This is a genomic window from Undibacterium sp. GW821-FHT11B02 (assembly GCF_058808955.1).
The window spans coordinates 590013-610535 of record NZ_JBXASD010000002.1 but is presented as its reverse complement, the minus strand read 5'-3'; the positions used below and the strand labels follow the sequence as shown (position 1 = coordinate 610535).

Sequence of the window (20523 nt, the reverse complement as noted above, 5' to 3'; positions counted from 1 at the left end):
AGTTATGAAGGGAAGAATAGGTGAAAAAATAGTGGTGTTGCTAATGCTGATACGGTGAGGACTGTATGCAGTGGCCGGTATCAATTGTCCGATAGTGCTAAAGTTCCCGCAATGTTTGCCAGCGCCCCTGCATCAGTGCATCCAGCGGACGGAAATTGGTTTTGTAAGCCATCTTGGGGCTGGCCGCAATCCAGTAACCCAGATATACGTACGGCAGCTTTAACAACCGGGTTTGTTCAATCTGCCATAGTACATTGTAAGTGCCATAAGACGCCGAGGCATCATCCGGGTCATAAAAGGTATACACCGATGACAGGCCATCCGTCAGCACATCGATAATGCTGACCATGCGCAAGACTTGCTGTTCATCCCTGAACTCCACCAAACGGGTATTCACCCGGCTTTGCAACAAAAACTGCGCATACTGATCGCGACTGTCATGGTCCATGCCGCCACCGGCATGGCGTTCACCCTGATAGCGCTGGTACAGCTCATAATGTTCTTGTGCATAACTGAGGCTGGTGACGCGCGCAGTCAGGTTGCCGTGTTTTTTCCAGGCACGGCGCTGGCTGCGGTTGGTTTCAAATTCCTCCACGCGAATACGGACTGGCGTGCACGCCTGGCAGTTATCGCAATGTGGCCGGTAGATAAAGATGCCGCTGCGCCTGAAACCACTCTTCACCAGTTCTGAATACGCATCCGCGTTGATCAGATGTGCAGGCGTAGCCACTTGCGAACGCGCCTGCAAGCCTTCCAGATAACTGCAAGGGTAGGGCGCTGTCGCATAAAACTGTATGCTGGCGAAGGGTAATTCGTTAAGTTGGGTCACAGACTGATCTTGTTGGTGATGGTCCAATTCGTAATGGCGGGCAAAACAGTGGCATGCTCAAGCCAGCGCAAAAACTCGCTTCGTGCAATCGGTTTTGCGCCCAGAGATGCCAAATGTCCCGTCTCTTGCTGGCAGTCTATCATTTTCACGTCATGTTCACGCAAGAAAAACACCAAGTGGGCCAGGGCGATTTTAGACGCATCCGTAACCCTGGCAAACATGGACTCGCCATAGAACATGCGCCCTATGCAAACGCCATATGCACCACCTACCAGCTCACCATCCAGCCATACTTCTGCCGAATGAGCGTATCCCTGTTTGTGCAAATCACAATAACCGGCCACGATATCTTCAGAAATCCAGGTGCCTTCTCTGTCTTTGCGCGGCGCGGCACAGGCGCGCATGACCTGTTCAAAGGCGGTGTCAAAGCGCACCTGCCAGCGGGCGTCTTTACTGACCTGCCGCAGGCGCTTTTTCAGGCTGGCGGATACCTTGAAGTCTTGCACCTGCAGCACCATACGCGGGTCGGTAGACCACCAGAGTATCGGCTGCCCCTCAGAAAACCAGGGGAAAATGCCATTCTTATACGCATACAACAGGCGACTGGCCGACAGATCGGCTCCGGCTGCCAGCAAGCCGGCTGCACCGTCTTTTTCTGTCAGCGCCGCGCTGGGGTGGGGGAAAGGGCTATCTGCTTCCAGCCAGGGGATCACGTTGCCATCCCATCACGATGCACCAAGAAGACGCCATTTTTTAGTGCAGACACATGTCTCATTAAATCATTCAAATTCAAATTCTTCATTAAATCAATCACTTATCAATTTGCACTAAATTGGAACGTATTTTGCTTTATTGGTGCGCCATTTATATAAATCTGCACTTTTATTGGGAGAATTTTTGCATGACTGCACAAAATAGTAGCGCTGATGCACTGTTTATCTTGCTTGGCGCGATCATGATTCTAGCAATGCATGCCGGCTTTGCGTTTTTGGAATTAGGCACCGTACGCAAGAAAAACCAGGTCAATGCCCTGGTCAAGATTCTTGTTGATTTTGCTGTATCTACCATCGCTTACTTCTTTGTCGGCTATACCGTCGCCTACGGCGTACAGTTCTATTCCGGGGCTGAGGTGCTGGTTGCCAAAAACGGTTTTGAACTGGTCAAGTTCTTTTTCCTGTTGACCTTTGCTGCCGCCATACCCGCCATTATCTCAGGTGGTATTGCAGAACGGGCAAAATTTCACCCGCAGTTGATTGCCACGGCCTTGCTAGTGGGGGTTTTATACCCTTTCTTTGAAGGCATCGCCTGGAACCAGCGCTTTGGCGTACAGGCGTGGTTGAAACTTGCATTCTCTGAAGAATTTCATGACTTTGCTGGTTCGGTAGTCGTACACGCGTTTGGCGGCTGGGTTGCCTTGCCTGCTGTATTACTACTGGGGGCACGCCGTGGCCGTTATATGAAAAATGGTGCCATTGCTGCCCATCCGCCTTCCAGTATTCCTTTCCTGGCTCTGGGCGCATGGATACTGACGGTCGGTTGGTTCGGCTTCAACGTCATGAGCGCACAAACGCTGGATAAAATGAATGGCCTGGTTGCCATTAATTCCCTCATGGCCATGGTCGGCGGCACCCTGGTGGCGTTCTTGATGGGTAAGAATGACCCCGGCTTTGTTTATAACGGCCCGCTGGCTGGCCTGGTGGCTGTGTGTGCCGGTTCTGACCTCATGCATCCGCTTGGCGCGCTGGTCACCGGTGGTATTGCTGGTGCCATCTTTGTCTGGATGTTTACCTGGACCCAGAATAAATGGAAGGTAGATGATGTCCTGGGTGTCTGGCCCCTGCATGGCCTGTGCGGTGCCTGGGGCGGTATCGCTGCCGGCATCTTTGGCATGAAGTCTTTGGGCGGCCTGGGTGGCGTCAGTTTCATGTCGCAACTGTTGGGTACGACCATGGGCGTGGTGATTGCCTTTGTTGGCGGTTATGTCATCTATGCCAGCCTGAAAAAGGTCATAGGTATACGCCTGGAGCCAGAAGAAGAGTTTGAAGGCGCAGATTTGTCGATACATAAAATCTCATCGACGGCGGAACGAGAAACCAGTTGGTGATGACGAAAAAAATGGGCGATCAATTCAAATCGCCCATTTTTATACTTATACCAGTTTCAGTTGTGCATATTAGCCGTGCCGTATGGGCTTAAAAATATCATGCGCATGCACTTCATATTGACCACCCTGTTTTACCTGCGCCAGATTGGCAAAGAAAAATTTCAGCGTGTGTGTCGTGGTCGGAAAGGCGATATCTTCCCACGGAATTTGTTCTTCAGAAAATAACGCCACTTCGAGACTTTCCACACCCGCCACATAATCCAGATCAAGCAAGGTGGCGCGATAAAACAAATGTACCTGATGTACATGTGGCACGTTCAGGATCGAGAACAGTTCATGCAGCTTGATATTGGCACCTGCTTCTTCCTCCGTTTCGCGCTGCGCTGCCTGTGAAGTGGTTTCATTGTTTTCCATAAAACCGGCAGGCAGGGTCCAAAAACCCAGACGCGGCTCAATCGCCCGCTTGCACAACAAGACCTTGGTTACGCCATCTTCTTCCCATACGGGAATAGAGCCAACCACCATCTTTGGGTTTTGGTAGTGGATAGTGCCGCAAGCCGGACAGACATAACGTTCACGGGTGTCATCGGCAGGAATTCGCAAGACGACTGGGGACGCACATTCAGAACAGAATTTCATGAGAAAAAGAGTGGAAATTGGCGAATCCTCAGAGTGTAACACCTGTCCGCCCAACTACCGCAATAGTCCGAATCCCATAAAAGGATTGCGCAGAGCAGCAAAACAATGTATAGTTTCATTCTTCAGACGCGGGGTGGAGCAGTCTGGCAGCTCGTCGGGCTCATAACCCGAAGGTCGTAGGTTCAAATCCTGCCCCCGCAACCACATTAGACGATGCGCCACCGGCTGCGATCAGCAGTTTTTCGGTGGCGTTGTCGTATGTAGCGTAGATACCGTCGTCCTGTTTCAGGATATGGATATCACCAAACAAGTCACCAATGATTTTACGGGCGCGCTGGGTATCAGTGTCCAGGGTTGCTTGCAAATCCATCAGAATACGCTTGATACGTCCCTGCACTTCTTTCGCATTGGCTTGCGCTGATGGCCCGGCGACCTGGTCAATTTCGGTTTGAATACGTTTTTTCTCATTTTCAGCAGCGATCAGACGTGCTTTTAAAGCATCAGACAGGCCGATGGCCGCGATGGCGTCCACCAGGCGTGTGATTTCCTCAGTCAGCTCACGCATGCGCGCTTTGCCGGATGATAAGCCGGTTGCCTCCATCTTCTTGCGCTCAATAAGGTTCTTTTGAACCTGAGCCTGCAGCTCTTCCAACGCAGATGGCGACAATAATTCTTCACGAATGGCCGCAACCAGTCGCTTATCTGTCAATTCACGAGAAATATTGATGCCCTTGCAGACGTTTTCACCCCGGTCCTTGCGATTGTTGCAACCGTACAACCGGGTATTCACCGCGATCATGGCCCCGCCGCAGTACGGGCATTTCATCAGGCCACCAAACAAGGTACGCGCAGGCGATCCGGAGCCACGGCCACCACGCAGCCGATGGCCAGACAAGCGCGTCTGTACACTATTCCAGACGCGCTGGTCCACAATACGCAAATCCGGCACCTCCGTAATGATCCACTCATCCTTTGGGCGGCTGATCCGCTGGCGCTGGCCCGTATCCGGGTCTTTTACCCATTGTGACCGGTTCCAGACGTAGCGGCCTACATACAATTCATTGTTCAGGATGCCGCTGCCCTTATTGGCACAACCATAAATAGCAGAGACAGCCCAGGTACCATTCCTGGGCGATTGCACCCGTTTTTCATTCAACATGGCCGCGATCCGCTGGGCGCTGACACCTTCAGCGTGTTTTTCAAAGATGAAACGCACCCAGCCCGCCTGCTCCTGGTTGATAACATAGGTACTACCGGCATCTGATTTAACGATGTCATACCCGTAAGACTTACCACCGGCCACAAAGCCCCGGCCAACCTGGCCAGCCTGGCCGCGATGGGTCTTATGGCGTAAATCGTCCAGATACAGCTCGTTAATCAAGCCCCGGACGCCGCGCATGATCTTACGGCCACCCATGCGGCTGTCATAGCCATCTGACACGCCCAGGATAATGATGCCCTGGTGCTCCAGCCTACGGACGATTCTTTCCTGTTCTACCTGGTCGCGTGAAAGCCGGTCGAGACCTTCCACGACCAGGACTTCAAAACGCCCGGCCAGCGCGTCGGCTAACAGCCGTGCGCCACCGGGTCTTTGTTGTACGGGGGTACTCCCTGAAATGCCGTCGTCACCCAGGACGGAGACGACGGTAAAACCTTCAGCTTCTGCGAGGCGTCGGCACTGTCCGGCCTGATCCTCTATGGATGATTCGCGTTGTTTGTCAGTGCTGTATCGGGCGTATAGGGTTGCGCGCATAATTTTCTGCAGTATGTTGATTGCAAAGATTATCACGCAAGTCTGTACCCGACTCACCACCCGACAAAATACTGTCTGTGATTTGCTCGGCCAGCAACTTGATGAGCTGCTGCCAGGCTTGCGGATTTTGAGTCTTTAGCATTCTTGGATTATAGTAAATTACCTGGGGTTAAAACCATTATCAGCCAGTGAAGCGGCAATCTTTATTGCCGCCTCCTGCATCATGTAGGTTTCTTGCTCACTGACAGCTAGTCCTCTGAAATCGCACAACTTGGCGCGCTTCAGAAACTGAGCCATGGCCTGCGCCTGGTCTTCGTTGAGGTAAGTAATCAGTTTGATGATTTTCATATTTATCCTTGGTGTGGATCTGGATTAAAACGGGCAGAACCAGCGATACAACTGATCCAGCGCATACTTGTACGAATTGGCTTTAGCGATGTGCACCCGACCGCTGTAAAACCGTTTTTGCTTCATTGCCCATCTGGCTTTCTTGCGTTCGATTTTGATTTTTTGTTTTAATCGTTTTACTGTTATCCAGAGTTGTGCATCTATTTCCTGAAACGTCATGCCCGTGATCAGCAGCGTTTCGCATGGAGCCGTGAATTTCTGTTTTTCGATTTGTTGTTGATTGTTCATATTTCCCCCACGGTGTTATCCACAACCTCGGCCACAATCGCGGCCACGGTTTCAGCATCGATACCCAGCGTTTCAGCCACTTCTTTGCAGCGGTCGGCGTTACCCTTGCCTGGGGCGTAAGTGATGGCGAATACCTGCAAAATACGGTGTTTGGCAACAATCATTGATCACCCCTCACCGGGTTCACGGTAACGCCACAGGCGCCCCAAAAATCATAGGCAGCGTCGAACACGGCACCGGCCTCTGGGGCGATGGCGAAGTATTGAAACTCGCCTATGTCGGTTTTTACTTTGACTCGGAAACTCATTTGTTCTGTCCTTTCAGTGGTGATTTTTCACGCTGGAACACCCAGCATTTAACGGAGACAGCCGGGGTTGCAACTTTGGATTCCGTGCAGCGCAGGACACTATTCACTACCCTGTTTGCCTCTATAAATTTGCGGTGGCTGCTGGTCTTCAGTACTTTTTTCAGGTCGCGCAATGGCGGCACCTGTTGGCGTTTCTCGGTGGCCACCTGCAGGAAGTGGTTCAGATTCACGGCGATCAGGCCAGTGTCACGCGAATGATTCAGGATCGACATAGCGCCGTTGTCCAGGTAGTCGAAGGCTTCCCAGAATTCCTGCACCAGGATATGGTCGTTATTGATGACTTGCTGACGCTCCTCGGCCATGGTCACAATCTGCGCTTTTAATGCGGCCTGTTGCGATTCAGACAGCTTCACTACCAGCGCCAAAGCATCAGCCAGTGCCAGCATCTGGGCGTGGGTTTCTACCAAGCGTGGCATCTTGATATTCGCGTTTTGGCGCAGTTCTTTCAGGTATGCGGGCGTATTCGTACCCACCAGCTCCATAATCGCTTTCTCGCGCTTGGTGGCGGCCAGAATGAAGCCTGAAACCTGTTCCACAGACATATACTTCAGCTTGTCCGCTGCCTCTCCGGACGCGGCAGTCTGCGTAGACCGGTCAAAATACAAGTGCACAATGCGTGACAAAATCGCCTCAGACGCATTCACCGGGTTGTTTTGCGATATCACGATAGAACCCCGGAAAGGCGGCTCGTAAGTCTCATTGCCACCGGTCGCCATACCCCTGGCCCGCGTACTGCGCCCGTTATAGGCGGTCTTCAGTTCGTCCCAATCAAAAGATTTGACGTGGCTTTTGTCGTCACCCATGCGTTCACGGTCAGATTCAATCAGCACTACCGGCAAGCCCGATACCTGGCTAAAGTTACGCGCCCGGGCGGCCAGGCTGGATTTGCTGGGGTCAAAGCCTTCATAGCCATTGCGGCCAAACAGTTTCCACAGGAATTCAATCAGGGTTGATTTACCTGCCCCGGCTTCGCCCACCACCTCCAGGAAGGGATAAGACGATTGTTTTGCCCGGATCTGTTCGGCAAACAGCGATCCAAACCAGAAAGTGAGCGCGACCAGCCCTTTTGCCCCAAAAGCTGTCCAGATCAAGCCCGGCCAGTCGGTGCGGTAGTCGTTGCGGTCGCGGTTAATGGTCAGGTGCACGGATTTATTCAGTGATTTGATCGACAGCTTGCCGATATCAAAGAAGTCTTCGCCGTTGACTTCATTCAACACGCCGTCTTTCATTGCCACGTCACCCAGCACATAACAACCGTGTTCAAGGCTGTAACCTATGTAATCAATCGTGTCCACGCGCTTGATGTTGTAAAGCTGATCGGCCAGAATGCGCTTTAACTGGTTACTGCTGCCGTTGTACATAGCCCCACCGGCCATACCCAACAGACGTTTATTAAATTCCGCAGAACACGCAATCTGCGCCGCAGTAAACGTGTTCTTGACTGGCTTGCCGTCGTGCGGGAAAGTCACCCGGAAGTAATACCAACTCTCATTCGTAATCAGGTTTTCCTGAAAATACAGCGCCTTCGGCAAACAATTGGCAATTTCCCGTACGGTGCAAGATGTCACCAGCGCCTGGTCACGCAAGGCATATTCCGACAGGCTTTTTGCCTCTTCGCTGTTGTCTTGCTGTTCCCTGGCCTTGTTGTACCTTTCAAGATCCAGACGGAACCAGAACAGGCGGTTACCAAAATCAAAATAGAATTCTGTCTGGTCGCCTTCATGCTTATAGATCAGCAAAGCCTTCTCGGTAGGCGTTCTGGCCAGCAGCAAATCACCGTGATAGCGGTATTGCTCGATATCCTTCTCAGTCAGCGCGTCACGCTGGTGGGCATCATTCCAGTCAATCTTATTCTTACCTTGCTGTGGTATCTGTGCCGCCACACACTCCCAGCCCGCAGCCTTCGCCTTTTCCACATGCTTCTTGCTAAAGCTACGCCCTGCAGTGTCACCGTCCAGCGCCCACACCAACACACAATCTTGATTGCCACGCGATGCGGCATAGTTGCGTAGCGCCTCGTCCGGGTAGTTATTGCAACTGCCCAGGGCAACGGCTGGGATGTCGTGGTGCATCAGCGCCAGCGCGTCAAAAATGCCTTCTACGAGCCACAATTCCTTAACGTCTTGAATTACCACCGGGTCAGGCTTCCACCAGGAGCCGTAATACTTCATGCCGGTTTTGAAATTGGCCTTCTTCTTGCCAAAGCGGTGCGGCTGGTCAATGATCCTTTCCCAATAGCCGTTACCAAATGGGAAACGCACGGTCGCGCTGCCGATCTTTAGCTCATAGTCCTGGTAATACTCTTGCGTATACATCCCCTGAACCTTGGCCAAGTCAAAGCCGCGCCCATGCTGCATATAGGCGTCTGCGGCTATGTTGGGGTTCTTGTTCTCTGGTGTAGCCGGGTAACGATCAGACCAGTTATCAAACAGATCCGGGTACAGTTCCTTGACGTGGAAAGTCTCGCCGCAATTGTTCAGGCGGCCACAACGCAACACCCATGGGTTGTCTGCATAGGTGTAGAGTTCTTTTTTCTTGCAAGACGGGCATTCTCCGCCGCGCAGCATGCCTTGCTTTTCTGGCTTGAATTTAAATTCATCCAGACGTTGCATAATTTCGTGGTGCAGCGATGAATCCATTACGCGTCCACCTTGCTGCCGTCTGCTGTTTCTATGTCATTGATGGCGCGCTTGATGCTGGCTACGAGCATGCACAGACCTTCAAATACTTCTTTCTCAGTTGGCTCAATATGATCAACTTCGGCCAATACGCTGATCAGCTTGTCTTTCAATGCGTGTAACTCGCTGGGATACAGCATCGTCACCATTTTGATGATGGGCTGACGGTCGCGCTCAGGTAAATCTAAAAGATAGGATGTGGTATTCATATTCATTCAATCAAAGTCACCGCTGGCGCGGCGTTTAAAGTCATTTATGGGGTGGCTAGCGGATGTCGGCAGGCCATGGGTGGGCTTGACATCGCGGCGTTGCCCAGATGCCGTGGCCGGAACACCAAACAAATGCGCCGGCACACGGCCACGCCAGCAATGCGCCACCATTTCCAGGCTATGGCGTAAAAGCTGTGGCATTTGCTCAAATGGCACCGTAATGCGTAAAGCAGCGTGCACCTTGCGCAGCTCGTCATCGGTCGTAGTTGGGATAGGCATGATTTTGTGTGACGCGTCACGGAAATTAATGAAACTGCTCAACATTGAGCAGGCTGCGGGCTTCTTCCAGCAGGCGTAACTTTTTGGTATAGGCTTGCTCTGCCTCCACGTCTTCCAGACGTTCAGCAATTGCATGCAGTCGCATGGTTTGCGCCAGCTCGGTACCGATGGCCCCCATCAGGGCCACAAACACGTTATCCGGTAATTTCATTACGCTTGCCTCTCAGGAAGTTGAATTGACGCTCTTTTAGCCGGTCGCGGTATTCTCTGGCGCGCTGGGCTGCTGTCTTGGCGTTGGCTTTACGTGGGCGGCCACGGCCAGGCTTGGTGAAGGCATCTATGGTGAATTTGTCTTCAGGCTGTTTCATGCTCACCATTCCCCGGCCATGCCGCCCAGGTCGTGAATCATTTCGCCAATCAGCGTCAGGCTATACAGACGGCTGATCATTGGGCCGCGACGGGATGAAACAAGCTCTTTGTGTATTTCCCGTGCCAGTACAAAACGGGTTGCAAATGTCAAACGCATGGTGGCCTCCAAAAGATTTAGGCAAAAAAAGTCCCTCATGCCTGAAAACAGGCATGTTGATTAAATAAGAGTGGTTAAACTGGTGCTGCTGGTGTGACTGGGGGCAGCGTCACCCGACCGATAAATTCAGCGATAGCTGATTCAAGGCGGACTGTCTGACATGTCTTGAAATAGGAATTCTGACCTTGTAGTCAGGCGTAGCTGACAAGGACAGCGTGCGCAGCACTTCAAGGCCCGCCACAAAGACGTGGCCGCATTCCTCGTTATTGCAGCGATAGGTAATTTCTTTAAACATTGGCGACATCGTGCGGCTTTTGATGGCACGCACGCGCTGTGCGCAATGAGGGCAAGGCAAACCGATTACTCTCATTCCGTTGTCCTTTCTAATTCAGCAGGTGGTACTAAAAACATGGAACGGCTTTGGCCTGTCATTCTCTTCGCGCCTAAACGCAAGGCGCGCTTGGCCAAGAATTCAGCCGTTTCATCCAGATCACGCAAGCCCCATTGAATACGCACCGTTTCAAGCATTGCTAATTCTTCGTCGTTCAATTCGGTATTCAGTTCGGGCATCTTCTCGGCGGCTTAAAAGTGACTCGTTGGCGACTGTCAAAATTATGACTTTGTCGCTACTATAGGATTGCCATCTTGATCAAGCATGGAGGCGGCTTCTTTCAGCACCAGCTCGCGCAACAGTGCAGCAGGCTGCTCACCTTGATACTTGGCAATGGCCATGACTAAATCAAACTCATAGTCGTCAAAACGCAAAGTGAGTTTGTTATTTTTAAGGCGCTTAGGGTCTAGATACATGACGTGTCCTATCCTGGTTGTTGGGCGCTGTTGAGTTGATGCTCGTAGTCCTTCAGGCCACGCAGGTACATGACACGAAGGAAGGAGGCTAAAGAACGTTCCTCGGCTGTGGCATAGGCATTTGCCTGCGCAAACTCTTCCGGGGATAGGCTGATTGGCGTACGAGTAGCCTTTTTAATTCTTGCGGCACGCCGGAACGATGTGTGAGTGTCAATGGACATGTTGTATCATTGTGTTACGTTAGGAGTAACGTGAATATAGTCCTCAAATGAGGACTTGTCAACTATTTTGAGATTCATATGAGTGATTTAGGGGATAGGTTACGAGATGAGCGCAAGCGCTTGGGTCTGAACCAGATAGATTTTGCGATTTTGGGCGGTGTTAAGAAAAATGCTCAAATGAACTATGAAAGCGGGGAAAGAAGCCCCGACGCTGACTATTTATGTGCTCTGCTCAAAGCAGGTGTGGATGTGATGTATGTGCTTACAGGATCAAGGGCTGCTGAAAGTTTAGCGTCAATAGAGAACGAACTTTTAGCAGGATTCAGAAAACTGGACCAACGTGGTCAAGCTGGTGTAATTGCTCTGATTGGCGGAGTGAGCCCAGTAAAAGACGGTCCGCGAAATGTCTTTCATGGCGGTGTTGGTCAAGTTGTGAAAGGCGATATTACTACACCTCAAACATTCGTTTTCAACAATAAAACCAAGGGATAATCAGTGCTTGTCGTACCGGTTGCCATCGTCATAGTTGCCATATGCGGCCTGTGTTATGGGCTTTGGAATACCGTTCTGGGCGTCCTTGTTCTCATCGGGCTAGGATTCTTCAGTTGGTTTTACCAAGGGATTGCGCATCGTTCTTTATGTAAAAAAGAAGGCCGAAAGGTCGGCACGATCCGGTACCACATGCACCTTGTTGAGCAAGAAGAAAAAGCAAAAAGAGGCAACCCCGCCTGCATTGATGAGGAATTTATCGAAGCTAACAGCACCATGATTGTTAGTTCTCAAGTTACTTATCTGGAATCTATTCACGGGTCGAGTCACAAGACCAATACAAGCGAATAACCCAGCAGTCCGGGCGGCGCTGTATATCGACTTGCGCCGGGTTTCTGACCTGTTAGACGCTGACATACCAGAGCTGGGTGAGTTTGATCAGTCAGACGCACGCGACATGCCTACAGTTAAATTAAAAGCAGTTATTTAAAACAGCATATGCTGTTGATCTATATGAGTTGGTAATGACGAAAAACAATGAGTTTAAAGGTGATATTGGTCAGGTTGTAATGGGTGATTCAAAGATTGGGCCGTCGTTGAATAATGTAATGACTGTCAACCTGGGCGGCGAAGAAGAAAAACATCTGACCAGACTGCAGCGCAATACGATTACCAAAAAAGTAAAAGATTTGATTGCAGTATCTGGATTGGGTCATTTAGAAATTTACCGCGAATTGCTGACCAAATTTGGCGCTACAAACATGGATAATTTCCCGCGCAACAAATTTATGGATGCCTGTGAAATTCTCGATAAACGGCAGGCAGAATTTACGGGTGAAGACGTGGTAACTGAACAAACAGACCAACTAGCACCTATCCAAATCAAAGAAATTCCCTGCGAAACTTGCCATACAAATGCCGTACTGCTGAAAAAGACCAATTTCAAATTGCACGTCCTGTTTGGCTTGATGGTGCTGATGCTCATCACTGAAGCCACTTTCATACTGTTTGCATCGCCTGAAAAAAGCGTACCGGAAAAAATTATCAGTGAAAGGCCTGCAGATGAAAATTGTCACTTTGACGGTAAAAATCATTCTATCGGTAGTACGGTAAGAATGGCTGATGGCATTATTCGGCAATGCATGGATGCGCCGGGTGACGCGCCATCCTACTGGGAAATACCCACTAACGGCAGGCATTGATTCTGATATCTCTTTAAACCTATGTTGCATCCAATTTCTTCGTTCATTTAAATATTTTTATGCATAAATTTAAAGCGCTTTTGTTTTCATTTGCTGAAACAGTCTATTTGCTCACGCCAATTTTTATTTGTCTGATTTTTCTTGGCGCATACAGTAGTCGCACTCTGGACGGTAAATATGTTTCCTGGTGGACGTTGTCGGAATGGGGATTCATGGCAACATTTCTATACGTTTCAATTCTGAGGGAAAATTTTCGTGCTGCCACCTCAAGTTCAAATCCCGAAAGCCATTTACGTATTTTCATTATTGGTAGTCTTGCTGTAAGTAGTAGCGCTGTCACTGGTATTTTATATGCTGTGAATGTTGGCTTGATTTCATCACCGCCTGGCGTTGGTTTTTTGGGGAATATTCAGGCAGTGTTAGTTGTCGGCGCACTTGGGTTCCATTGGCTATTTCGGTATCACGAGTATGTCCAGGCTAAAACTCCTTAAAAAAATGAGTAAACATCAAAGCCATGATTTAAATGGCTTAATTCGCAAATCCTTTCTTCCTAATCTTTCCTTGTTTCCATTTCAAGCTGAGTAGTAAATCCCTGCGCGCTCAGGCTGTGGGTGGTTTTGATGATGATCCAGTCCGTATCCCCGATAGGTGCTTTTAAGCCGGGAATGCGTACACCCATCATGGGCGTCACATCCGGCCTACCCAAGGCCAAGGTAAATTGCAAAGTCGCCTTACCACGCTCCACCCGGTTCCATTCCGCCTTGGCTGCTTCCTCTGCCGCTTCCTGATTGGCATAGGTATGCCGCAGGCGTTTGGGGTTGTCGTCTTCGCCTATCAGCTCACTCTTTTCTTTGGCATCGTTAGCGTCATGCCATTGCGCCCGCACCCCGCTGTAAGCGTCACGGCTGGCGGTGTGGTAGCGATGTTTATCACCGTCGCGGCGTTCCAGTGTGATGGTGGGCAGGCTTTCGCCTTTGCTGTTGCTGCCCTCATCAATGGGCAAGAAGAGCAGCGCATCTTTCTTGACGGTGGCGACGGCATCAAAGCGTTTCCCCAGCCGGTTTAAAAAATTCACATCGGATTCATTGGTCTGGTCGATGTGGTCAATGATTTTTCCCTGCAGGCTCTGGCTGACCTTGGGTGTCAGTCCATTATCCCTGGCAATCTGTCCCACAATATCGCCCACGGTCTGTTGATCAAAGCTACGGTCTTTACGGGTGCGTACTGGTTTGGCCATTTCTGCACTGCGGGCGCGCAGGACCAGCATGTCTGGTGCGCCTTCGTGTTCCACTTCATCCACCACGAAAGTGCCTTTGTCCACCAAAGGACTGTTTTGCCAGCCAAGCTGCAAAGTAATCTTGACGCCTTTACGCGGTATCGCCACGCGGCCATCACTGTCGTCTATGGTGATGTTGAGTTCATCCACGGCGTTTTCTCGTGCCTCGGTCAATGTCAGGCTGACCAGGCGCGGATAGATTTTGTTGGTGATGTCCTGGCCGTCCAGGGTGATGGCGAATGCCGGTTTATGGTAAGTCGTCATGCTAAGTCTATCTCTTCCCAATCAATTACGTCTTCACTGTCTGGCTGGCCGGTATGCGGGTCCACCTGGTCGCCCAGGTCTACGCGCTTCAAACTCAGTGAGAACTCTATGCGTTGTGGCAAACCATCCTCAAAGAAGATGCTTTTGCCTTCTGTCAGGTGCGTGATTACAAATTGCCCATAGATACGCCCGGTGCCTTCCACCAGCACATAGGCGTCACCCACGTCGGCCATCTCGCGCAAGTCGTCCAAAGATGCCGGGTCACCCGCAAAGGCCGGGGCCATCCAGCCGGACAGGGTAATGGTGTCGTCACCGGGGCCGATGTACTGGTGGGCATCACGTTCCCCCACGCGGCTGGTGTTGGGGTGCTTCCATTCGCTCTGGCGTTGAAACTCTTGATAGGCAGCGGTAGGCAGGCTAAAAACAAACTGGCCTAAACTCATCATCATGGTGCTGTGTCCTTCGTTGGTTAGCTTTCGTCATAGTCATGCATGGCAGACCGGCGCTGCTGGCTCTTTTGTCGTTCGCGCCTGTCCAGCTCGGCGGCTACGGCCTTGGCTATCGCTTGCGGGTCAATGCCTGCAGGTGGGTTAATGACAATCTGGATGCTGTCCGCACTGTGGTAAGTGTTGCCAGGTGCGCTGGTTTGCTGTGCCACTGGCGGGCGGCGGTCAAACTGCAAAGGCGCTGCCTGGCGAGTTAGTTCCGGCTGTTGTGCAGCAAACTGCACCATGGCGGCTGGCTGCTGGTTGAATAAGGACGGTGGCAATTGTGCAAAGGCTGGTGTCATGGTGGCACTGAGGGCCATGCCAGTGCCGATAGCCGTCATTTGCCGGGTCACGCCGCTAAGTTTGTCCAACGGCAGCGCCTGGGCCTTTTCTATGCCTATCGACAGCCCTTGCATGGTGAATTGCCCCAGCTCGGCAAACACTACGCTGGGGGAATGAATGCCCAGCTTTTCTTTAAACCAGGACACTACATTGTCTGCCACGTTGCTGATGGTGTCGCGCACGGTGGCAGCGGCGCTGGTGATGCCATTCACCAGGCCATTCATCATGAAGCTGCCAAACTCGGTGAACCTGGCCGGGATGTTGATCCCAAAGTATCCCAATACGCCCGCCATAGCGCGGTGGAACAGGCCCAAGGGGTTCCAGTTGAGCACAAATGCGCTCATACCCGTGATGCCGCCGTTAAAGGCTTGTTTGACCTCGCCCCATAGTCCTATGAAGAAGGCGCTGACCTTGCCCCAGTTGCGATAGATCAGGTAAGCCGCCACCGCAATGGCGGTGATAGCCAGACCAATGGGATTCAGCAACAAGAACCGGCCCGCCACCAGGAAGGCACGCCCCAGCCATATGACCGCGTTACCCGCCAGACGCACAGCAGGCAACAAACCACGCAGCCAGCCCCCTACGCGTGCCAGGAAGGGGCCAATACGCGCAAAGGTTGCCCCCAGCCGGGTAAAGGTAGCAGCCAGCAAACCGCCCCTGATACCCAGCATCACCATCCCAAAACGCACCATGGCCAGCGGCCCCAGCAAGGTTGCCAGCATGATGGTGGCACCACCCATCACGACCAGAGTTGCAGCCAGGCCCGCAAAGCCCACCGCCAGCACTTTGGTGATGGTGCTGTGTTCTTTCATAAAGGTAGTGACGGTTTTTAAACCACTGGCCAGCTTTTGCAGGGCGGCGCTGTAGATGGGTAATATCTGTTCGCCTATTTCTTTCTGGGCGCTACGTATTTTGGCGAGGGCTTCCAGCTCTTGCCCTCTGGATGTCGTTTTACCGCGCTTGTCCAGGGTATCGATATCGTCTGCACCGGCGTTTAACCTGGCGTTTTTGTGGATCTGCTCACGCTGCAAATACATTTGCGTGAACAGGTTAGACGCCGTGCGGTTGGTCATGATGGTGGCAATGCTATCTTTAATCCGCTCCTGGTCAGTGATGCCCTTGGCGGCCAGTTTGGGCAGCAACACCGTTTCCAGCCAGGCCATGGGGTCAGTCTTCAGCAAATCGCCACCGGCCAGCGCACCTGGCTTGATTTGTTTGATCATGCCTATCTTGTTGTATTCCACCTTGCTGGTATCCAGCAGATCCAGCCTGCCCATCTCTTGCGCGGCGCGTACTGTGGTCTTGCCCTGGTACAGGTTGGCATAAGCCGACATCAGCCCGGTACCGACCCGGTTACCGCCCATTTCTTGTATCAGCGGTTCCATTTTGTAAAAGAAGGCTTCATCCTGCAGGGATTTGGCCGCCACGCCGCCGGTCTTGATAAAGTTCAGCCATTCATTGGGGCCAACGCGGCCACCGGTGGCGGTGAGTACCTTTTGCACAAGGTTGGCTTCATGTTCAAACTTTTGTTGATTGGCCAGGCCGCCGCGCAGTTCGATAACCTTCAGCATGTTCATGAAGGTCTGGCCTTTTTCTGCGCCTTCTTCCTCCCCATAAAACGCGGCATTGGCAAATTTCATCTTGGCCAGAGTAGGTAAAACCATTTGTGCATGGTGCAGGTCGGCAAATACCGTGAGCGAATCGCGCATCAGTTCCAAGTTTTCCAGGCTGCTGGTGCCGTAGGTTTTCATGGCCTGGCTGTACTGGATGGCGTCGGCAGCGGTTTTTTCACCTAAGCCCAGGGCGTGGATGCGCTGGATCTCGGTTTCAAAGTGTTTGGATTCGCCCAGGGATTTGACCATGGGCATGCCTATGGCCGTGCCTGTCATCACCATATCAAAGCCGGTGGCCTTGGCATTGGAGGCGGCCATGCGGGTTTTTTCCATGCGTTGTTTTGCTGCTGTCACTTGTTCATGTCGCTTGGCCAGCTCGGCCAGTTTGGTCTTTTGGGCGTCGATCTGGCTATTGGTACTGGTGATGCTGTTGCGCAGGGTACGTTCATGGCTGCTTAAATTGCTGGTGCTGACGCCTGCAGCGTGCAGCTTGTCGCGTAAGACTTGTAATTGCTGGCTTTCGCGCTGGTGTTGTTCTTTGATCAGCCTGGCGGCAGTCGTGGCGCGGTTAAACTCTCGCGTCATCGCTCGCGTGGGCTTTTCTGTGGCGGCCAGTTGTTCGGCCAGCTCTTTGACCTTCAGGCGGGCCGCATCCAGTCGCCCGCCAGTTTCGCGTAATCCGGTATGCATTTGCCGGAAACTGGTCACGCTCTTTTGTTGGGTGTCCAGCTCTTTTAATTTGTCGCGCAAGGCTTTCAGCGCCTTGCCGCTGGCGCTGCTTTCCTTTTGTATGGATTTAAGCGGAGCGGTGACTTTCTCTATCATGCTAAAAATAACCTGCAATTTTAAATCTCGTTCAGACATCGTTATTTCGCTCCACTTATTGTTACTCCACACCGCTTCTGACTCTGGCGCGTTCGCGCCAGTCCATTAATTCCAAAAGACTTAATTCATTCATGGCAGACGGTGGCCAGTGGAACACCACGGCCACATCTGCCATAGCGTCTTCTACTCTTTCAGGTATGCCATGCGGTCCGCTTTCTTGATAAAAAAAGCGGCCACCTCTGCACCCAGTTCCATCAAGTCAGCCGGGTCAAGGTTGCTGACATCTTGTTTGGTCAGTATCGGGCTGGTGATGCGTGGCAAGATTTGCTGCAAGGCGGCCACGTTCAGATTAGCCAGCTCCACCAGCGAGACGCCGCGCAACTCGCCTGCGTTTGGTTTGCGCAGGGTGATTTCTGTAATTTGCATTTCACCGCGTTTGATGGGTTCATCCAGGGTGATGGTTTTGTTAGTGATGGTGTTTTCGGATGCTTGTGCTGTTGTCATGGTGTTGCTTTCTGTTTAAAGTAATTGGCGGTTTGCGATACTGGTTTGCTGCTTACATGCCGATGGCGGCGCGCAGTTCGGCGCGGCGGTCTATGCCGCCAACGAGTTCCACGCCATTAATAAAATCCAGTTCTATGATGTCCTGGCCATTGATGACCAATTTGTAATAGCTGCAGGTGGTTTTATATTTGTGGTCGTTCTTGTCGCCCATCTTGGCATTGCCCATTTCTATCTCTTTATGGCGGCCACGGACCACCACTTCCACGGCGGTGACTTCGGCGGTGTCATCATTCTGGTAAGCCCCGGCGAAACGCAGTTGCACGCCGTTGTGGGTGGTGATGCCATATTGCAAGAGCGCATCTTCCAGCAAGCCGCCTGCAGTCCAGTCGAGTTCTATTTTTTCGTTATGGAAATCAATTTCAATGGGGCCGGACATGCCACCGGCGATATAGTCTTCCATCTTGCGTGACAGCTTGGGCAAGGTCAGTTCTGGCACCTGGCCCAGATAAGACTTGCCGTCATTGAACAGATTGAAGTCCTTTAATTTGCTAGGTAATCCCATGTTTTACTCCAGTGGTTATGGTTGAATTAGTTGGTGATTTGCTTGGCAAAGTCAGCCAGGTAACGGTCAGTGATGCGTTGTTGCAATACCAGGTCTTCGACTGGTGGTACGGGTGTGTAATCGTAGTCAATTGTCAGTGAGCCTATCTTCAGCGAATCCTTGCTGTTGGCTGCGGCATCGAACCAGGCTTTGCCGTCAATGATCAGGCCCGCCGTTTTAAGGGCGCGGAATTTGGCATTGATGGATTCGATCAAGTCACGTACCAAGGACGGGTGCATGGGCTTGTCCACGTAAGTAAAATGCACTTCGGCTATGGTGTCGGCCAGCACTTGCGCGGTGCGGGTGTAGTTTTCAAAAAAGAAGAACTCGGCTTCCTCGGCTGTGCGGCTACCCCAGAATCGGTAACCGGTTTTGTTGATCAGGGTGGTGACGCCTGCAGCGTTCAAGACACCGGCATCTGTGGCTGATGATTGCAGATCCCAGAACACGTCCCGCGCTATCCCAGTAGGGCCATTGACGACGACATTGGATAAAGACTTGTGCCAGCCAGTGTCATTGTCGATCTTGGCGCGCAAGCCCAGCGCATAGGCTACGGCGGGGATGGATGCGCTGGCACTGGCGGCGGTATCAAAGTGCACAAAGTCTGGCCAGATGATCATGACTTCGCGCTGGCCGAAGTGCTGGCGGTAGGCAATCGCTGCCTCCTTGGTCTGTGCGCCCCAGGCGCTGGCGTACACAAAGGCGCGCAGCTTTTGGGCGACGGCGGCCAGCTCGGTGGTGACGGCTTGCGTATCGAGACCAGGCGCGCCCAGAATGCGGGGCTTGATACCAAACTTGGTTTGGGCGGCCAGCAAAGCCTTGACGCCTGTGTACTGGCCGCTGGGCGTTACGGTGCCGACCACATTAGCGGTTTGTGCGGCCTCATCCACATCACTGGCAACCCGCACAACAATAGTGACAGGGTTGGTTTGTTGTGCAATGGCGTCCAGCGTGCGGGCTAAGGTGCCGGTGTTACCCGCCTTGGCAATAGACGCTTGAATATTGGTCAGCAGCACCGGCGTATTGAGTGGGAATACTGTTGCGTCTGCATCGTCAGCCGTGGCTACCAGGCCAATGACAGCCGTGGAAACGGTACGGATTGGGCGTGTGCCTTCGTTGATTTCGATGACGCGCACGCCATGGTGATAAGTTGTTGCGGGCATTTGTGTGGCTCCTGTGGTGAATAAATTTAAACGTCAGGCAAGGATGGCTGCAGCGCGGCCAGGCTGGATCAGCCCGGCGATTTCCAGCGCCTGCAAGCCGGGGGCGGCTTCGGCTGGTTTGATCCAGTCTGAATTCTCCAGACGCATGACCCATGCCTTTAAGCTGGCGTTGGCGTCTGCAGCAGCCAGAATGGCGGCGGTTTCTTCTTTGCTGAAACGGTCTAAGAATTCTCCGCGAGTGATGCGGTTGGGGGCTGGTACGGCCACGTCCACCGACCAGGTGAAGGCTTGTATGGCTGTGATATCCGTCATGGCATTGACGGCCAGCTCTGCGGCGCTGCTTGAGCGTCGAATTGCCTCCCGTTCTGCCAGCACCTGGTCAATGTCGGCCAGACTGCCCCAGCCTGCGGCGTCACGCTCCTGGGCGCGTTGTAGCTTCCAGTCTGTGGCGGCAATCAGTTGCGCGGCTTCAGCCTTGATACCTGCGCAGCGGCTTGCTTTGGCGGCGGCCAGTGCTGTATCCATGTTCAGGGTGATTGTTGTCTTGCCCTTGGACACTTTGACCAGGTAGTGCGCCAGCAAGGCCGGGGTAAAGTCGTCCGGCGCGGGTACCAGGCGCACACCGTCCCATGCCTGCAGGTTGTCGTCCTGGGTGTAGCCGGTGATTTGATTGGCTGTGTCTACAATGAGTTGTGTCATGGGTATTCC

General features: G+C 52.2%; 32 protein-coding genes, 1 tRNA gene and 1 pseudogene. 7 read left to right on the top strand and 27 right to left on the bottom strand.

What is annotated here, in order from left to right:
* Positions 1-97 precede the first annotated feature (97 nt).
* Together AC1RVX_RS06020 and aat are read right to left on the bottom strand one after the other, a co-directional pair.
* The gene (locus AC1RVX_RS06020) at positions 98-829 is read right to left on the bottom strand and encodes an arginyltransferase (RefSeq protein WP_493215659.1); all 732 of its coding nucleotides are present in this window, start codon (positions 827-829) and stop codon (positions 98-100) included.
* Positions 826-1542: a leucyl/phenylalanyl-tRNA--protein transferase gene (gene aat / locus AC1RVX_RS06015; RefSeq protein ID WP_493215658.1), complete on the bottom strand. Its 717-nt coding sequence runs from the start codon at positions 1540-1542 to the stop codon at positions 826-828. Before aat ends, AC1RVX_RS06020 begins: the two co-directional genes overlap by 4 nt.
* Before the next feature lie 188 nt (positions 1543-1730).
* Between aat and AC1RVX_RS06010 the strand changes: the two genes are divergently transcribed.
* Positions 1731-2933, top strand: a complete 1203-nt coding sequence (locus AC1RVX_RS06010) for an ammonium transporter (protein ID WP_493215657.1) — start codon at positions 1731-1733, stop codon at positions 2931-2933.
* 69 nt (positions 2934-3002) lie between these two features.
* On the opposite strand, the gene AC1RVX_RS06005 is transcribed toward AC1RVX_RS06010, so the two are convergent.
* Positions 3003-3572 carry an NUDIX hydrolase gene (locus AC1RVX_RS06005; RefSeq protein ID WP_493215656.1) on the bottom strand — a complete coding sequence of 190 codons (570 nt, stop codon included), beginning with the start codon at positions 3570-3572 and terminating at the stop codon, positions 3003-3005.
* A 127-nt stretch (positions 3573-3699) separates the two neighbouring features.
* Here AC1RVX_RS06005 and AC1RVX_RS06000 point away from each other — a divergent pair.
* A tRNA-Met gene (locus AC1RVX_RS06000) sits at positions 3700-3776 on the top strand.
* An 88-nt stretch (positions 3777-3864) separates the two neighbouring features.
* Positions 3865-3993 carry a hypothetical protein gene (locus tag AC1RVX_RS05995; protein ID WP_493215655.1) on the top strand — a complete coding sequence of 43 codons (129 nt, stop codon included), beginning with the start codon at positions 3865-3867 and terminating at the stop codon, positions 3991-3993.
* 267 nt (positions 3994-4260) lie between these two features.
* On the opposite strand, the pseudogene AC1RVX_RS05990 reads toward AC1RVX_RS05995, so the two are convergent.
* From AC1RVX_RS05990 to AC1RVX_RS05915, 16 genes and pseudogenes are all read right to left on the bottom strand, one after another.
* Positions 4261-5325 (bottom strand): annotated as a pseudogene (locus AC1RVX_RS05990) (recombinase family protein); the annotation flags it as partial.
* Entirely contained in the window at positions 5291-5467 is a 177-nt protein-coding gene (locus AC1RVX_RS05985; protein ID WP_493215654.1) for a hypothetical protein, read from the bottom strand. The pseudogene AC1RVX_RS05990 and the gene AC1RVX_RS05985, both read right to left, overlap by 35 nt.
* Before the next feature lie 17 nt (positions 5468-5484).
* Positions 5485-5673 carry a DUF7706 family protein gene (locus tag AC1RVX_RS05980; RefSeq protein WP_493215653.1) on the bottom strand — a complete coding sequence of 63 codons (189 nt, stop codon included), beginning with the start codon at positions 5671-5673 and terminating at the stop codon, positions 5485-5487.
* 24 nt (positions 5674-5697) lie between these two features.
* A complete protein-coding gene (locus AC1RVX_RS05975) occupies positions 5698-5961 on the bottom strand; it encodes a hypothetical protein (protein WP_493215652.1) in 264 nt (87 codons plus the stop codon).
* Positions 5958-6125, bottom strand: coding sequence for a hypothetical protein (locus tag AC1RVX_RS05970; RefSeq protein WP_493215651.1), 168 nt, complete (start codon positions 6123-6125; stop codon positions 5958-5960). The genes AC1RVX_RS05975 and AC1RVX_RS05970 overlap by 4 nt, the downstream gene beginning before the upstream one ends.
* A complete protein-coding gene (locus tag AC1RVX_RS05965; protein ID WP_493215650.1) occupies positions 6122-6268 on the bottom strand; it encodes a hypothetical protein in 147 nt (48 codons plus the stop codon). Before AC1RVX_RS05965 ends, AC1RVX_RS05970 begins: the two co-directional genes overlap by 4 nt.
* The gene (locus tag AC1RVX_RS05960; RefSeq protein WP_493215649.1) at positions 6265-8967 is read right to left on the bottom strand and encodes a toprim domain-containing protein; all 2703 of its coding nucleotides are present in this window, start codon (positions 8965-8967) and stop codon (positions 6265-6267) included. The genes AC1RVX_RS05965 and AC1RVX_RS05960 overlap by 4 nt, the downstream gene beginning before the upstream one ends.
* Complete coding sequence (locus AC1RVX_RS05955) at positions 8967-9215, bottom strand: hypothetical protein (protein WP_493215648.1); 249 nt, start codon at positions 9213-9215, stop codon at positions 8967-8969. Before AC1RVX_RS05955 ends, AC1RVX_RS05960 begins: the two co-directional genes overlap by 1 nt.
* Positions 9216-9221: 6 nt before the next feature.
* Positions 9222-9494: a hypothetical protein gene (locus AC1RVX_RS05950; protein WP_493215647.1), complete on the bottom strand. Its 273-nt coding sequence runs from the start codon at positions 9492-9494 to the stop codon at positions 9222-9224.
* 25 nt (positions 9495-9519) lie between these two features.
* Complete coding sequence (locus AC1RVX_RS05945) at positions 9520-9705, bottom strand: hypothetical protein (RefSeq protein ID WP_493215646.1); 186 nt, start codon at positions 9703-9705, stop codon at positions 9520-9522.
* Positions 9689-9862, bottom strand: a complete 174-nt coding sequence (locus tag AC1RVX_RS05940) for a hypothetical protein (RefSeq protein ID WP_493215645.1) — start codon at positions 9860-9862, stop codon at positions 9689-9691. The genes AC1RVX_RS05945 and AC1RVX_RS05940 overlap by 17 nt, the downstream gene beginning before the upstream one ends.
* 2 nt (positions 9863-9864) lie before the next feature.
* A complete protein-coding gene (locus AC1RVX_RS05935; RefSeq protein WP_493215644.1) occupies positions 9865-10020 on the bottom strand; it encodes a hypothetical protein in 156 nt (51 codons plus the stop codon).
* Positions 10021-10129: 109 nt separating this feature from the next.
* Positions 10130-10390, bottom strand: a complete 261-nt coding sequence (locus tag AC1RVX_RS05930; RefSeq protein ID WP_493215643.1) for an Ogr/Delta-like zinc finger protein — start codon at positions 10388-10390, stop codon at positions 10130-10132.
* A complete protein-coding gene (locus tag AC1RVX_RS05925; RefSeq protein WP_493215642.1) occupies positions 10387-10590 on the bottom strand; it encodes a hypothetical protein in 204 nt (67 codons plus the stop codon). Before AC1RVX_RS05925 ends, AC1RVX_RS05930 begins: the two co-directional genes overlap by 4 nt.
* Positions 10591-10632: 42 nt before the next feature.
* A complete protein-coding gene (locus AC1RVX_RS05920) occupies positions 10633-10827 on the bottom strand; it encodes a hypothetical protein (RefSeq protein ID WP_493215641.1) in 195 nt (64 codons plus the stop codon).
* Between the two features lie 8 nt (positions 10828-10835).
* On the bottom strand, positions 10836-11048 hold the full coding sequence (locus AC1RVX_RS05915) for a hypothetical protein (RefSeq protein WP_493215640.1): 213 nt from the start codon (positions 11046-11048) through the stop codon (positions 10836-10838).
* A 78-nt stretch (positions 11049-11126) separates the two neighbouring features.
* Here AC1RVX_RS05915 and AC1RVX_RS05910 point away from each other — a divergent pair, with 78 nt between their 5' ends.
* The 4 genes from AC1RVX_RS05910 to AC1RVX_RS05895 all read left to right on the top strand — a co-directional run bounded on the left by AC1RVX_RS05910 (position 11127) and on the right by AC1RVX_RS05895 (position 13230).
* Positions 11127-11540, top strand: coding sequence for a helix-turn-helix domain-containing protein (locus AC1RVX_RS05910; RefSeq protein ID WP_493215639.1), 414 nt, complete (start codon positions 11127-11129; stop codon positions 11538-11540).
* A 3-nt stretch (positions 11541-11543) separates the two neighbouring features.
* Entirely contained in the window at positions 11544-11888 is a 345-nt protein-coding gene (locus tag AC1RVX_RS05905) for a hypothetical protein (protein WP_493215638.1), read from the top strand.
* 173 nt (positions 11889-12061) lie between these two features.
* Complete coding sequence (locus AC1RVX_RS05900) at positions 12062-12739, top strand: hypothetical protein (protein WP_493215637.1); 678 nt, start codon at positions 12062-12064, stop codon at positions 12737-12739.
* A 59-nt stretch (positions 12740-12798) separates the two neighbouring features.
* The gene (locus AC1RVX_RS05895) at positions 12799-13230 is read left to right on the top strand and encodes a hypothetical protein (protein ID WP_493215636.1); all 432 of its coding nucleotides are present in this window, start codon (positions 12799-12801) and stop codon (positions 13228-13230) included.
* 59 nt (positions 13231-13289) lie between these two features.
* Here the strand turns inward: AC1RVX_RS05895 and AC1RVX_RS05890 are convergent, their stop codons facing one another.
* The 8 genes from AC1RVX_RS05890 to AC1RVX_RS05855 form a co-directional block, all read right to left on the bottom strand.
* Positions 13290-14279 (bottom strand): contractile injection system protein, VgrG/Pvc8 family, encoded by a 990-nt coding sequence (locus tag AC1RVX_RS05890; protein WP_493215635.1) that lies wholly within the window; start codon positions 14277-14279, stop codon positions 13290-13292.
* Positions 14276-14728 (bottom strand): phage tail protein, encoded by a 453-nt coding sequence (locus AC1RVX_RS05885; protein ID WP_493215634.1) that lies wholly within the window; start codon positions 14726-14728, stop codon positions 14276-14278. Before AC1RVX_RS05885 ends, AC1RVX_RS05890 begins: the two co-directional genes overlap by 4 nt.
* Positions 14729-14748: 20 nt before the next feature.
* A complete protein-coding gene (locus AC1RVX_RS05880; RefSeq protein ID WP_493215633.1) occupies positions 14749-17547 on the bottom strand; it encodes a phage tail tape measure protein in 2799 nt (932 codons plus the stop codon).
* A gap of 61 nt (positions 17548-17608) precedes the next feature.
* Positions 17609-17722 carry a GpE family phage tail protein gene (locus tag AC1RVX_RS05875; RefSeq protein WP_493215632.1) on the bottom strand — a complete coding sequence of 38 codons (114 nt, stop codon included), beginning with the start codon at positions 17720-17722 and terminating at the stop codon, positions 17609-17611.
* Positions 17723-17730: 8 nt separating this feature from the next.
* Positions 17731-18051 (bottom strand): phage tail assembly protein, encoded by a 321-nt coding sequence (locus tag AC1RVX_RS05870; RefSeq protein WP_493215631.1) that lies wholly within the window; start codon positions 18049-18051, stop codon positions 17731-17733.
* A 52-nt stretch (positions 18052-18103) separates the two neighbouring features.
* Positions 18104-18613, bottom strand: coding sequence for a phage major tail tube protein (locus AC1RVX_RS05865; RefSeq protein WP_493215630.1), 510 nt, complete (start codon positions 18611-18613; stop codon positions 18104-18106).
* A gap of 26 nt (positions 18614-18639) precedes the next feature.
* Positions 18640-19815, bottom strand: coding sequence for a phage tail sheath protein (locus AC1RVX_RS05860; protein ID WP_493215629.1), 1176 nt, complete (start codon positions 19813-19815; stop codon positions 18640-18642).
* Between the two features lie 33 nt (positions 19816-19848).
* The gene (locus tag AC1RVX_RS05855; RefSeq protein ID WP_493215628.1) at positions 19849-20514 is read right to left on the bottom strand and encodes a hypothetical protein; all 666 of its coding nucleotides are present in this window, start codon (positions 20512-20514) and stop codon (positions 19849-19851) included.
* Positions 20515-20523: the final 9 nt, after the last annotated feature.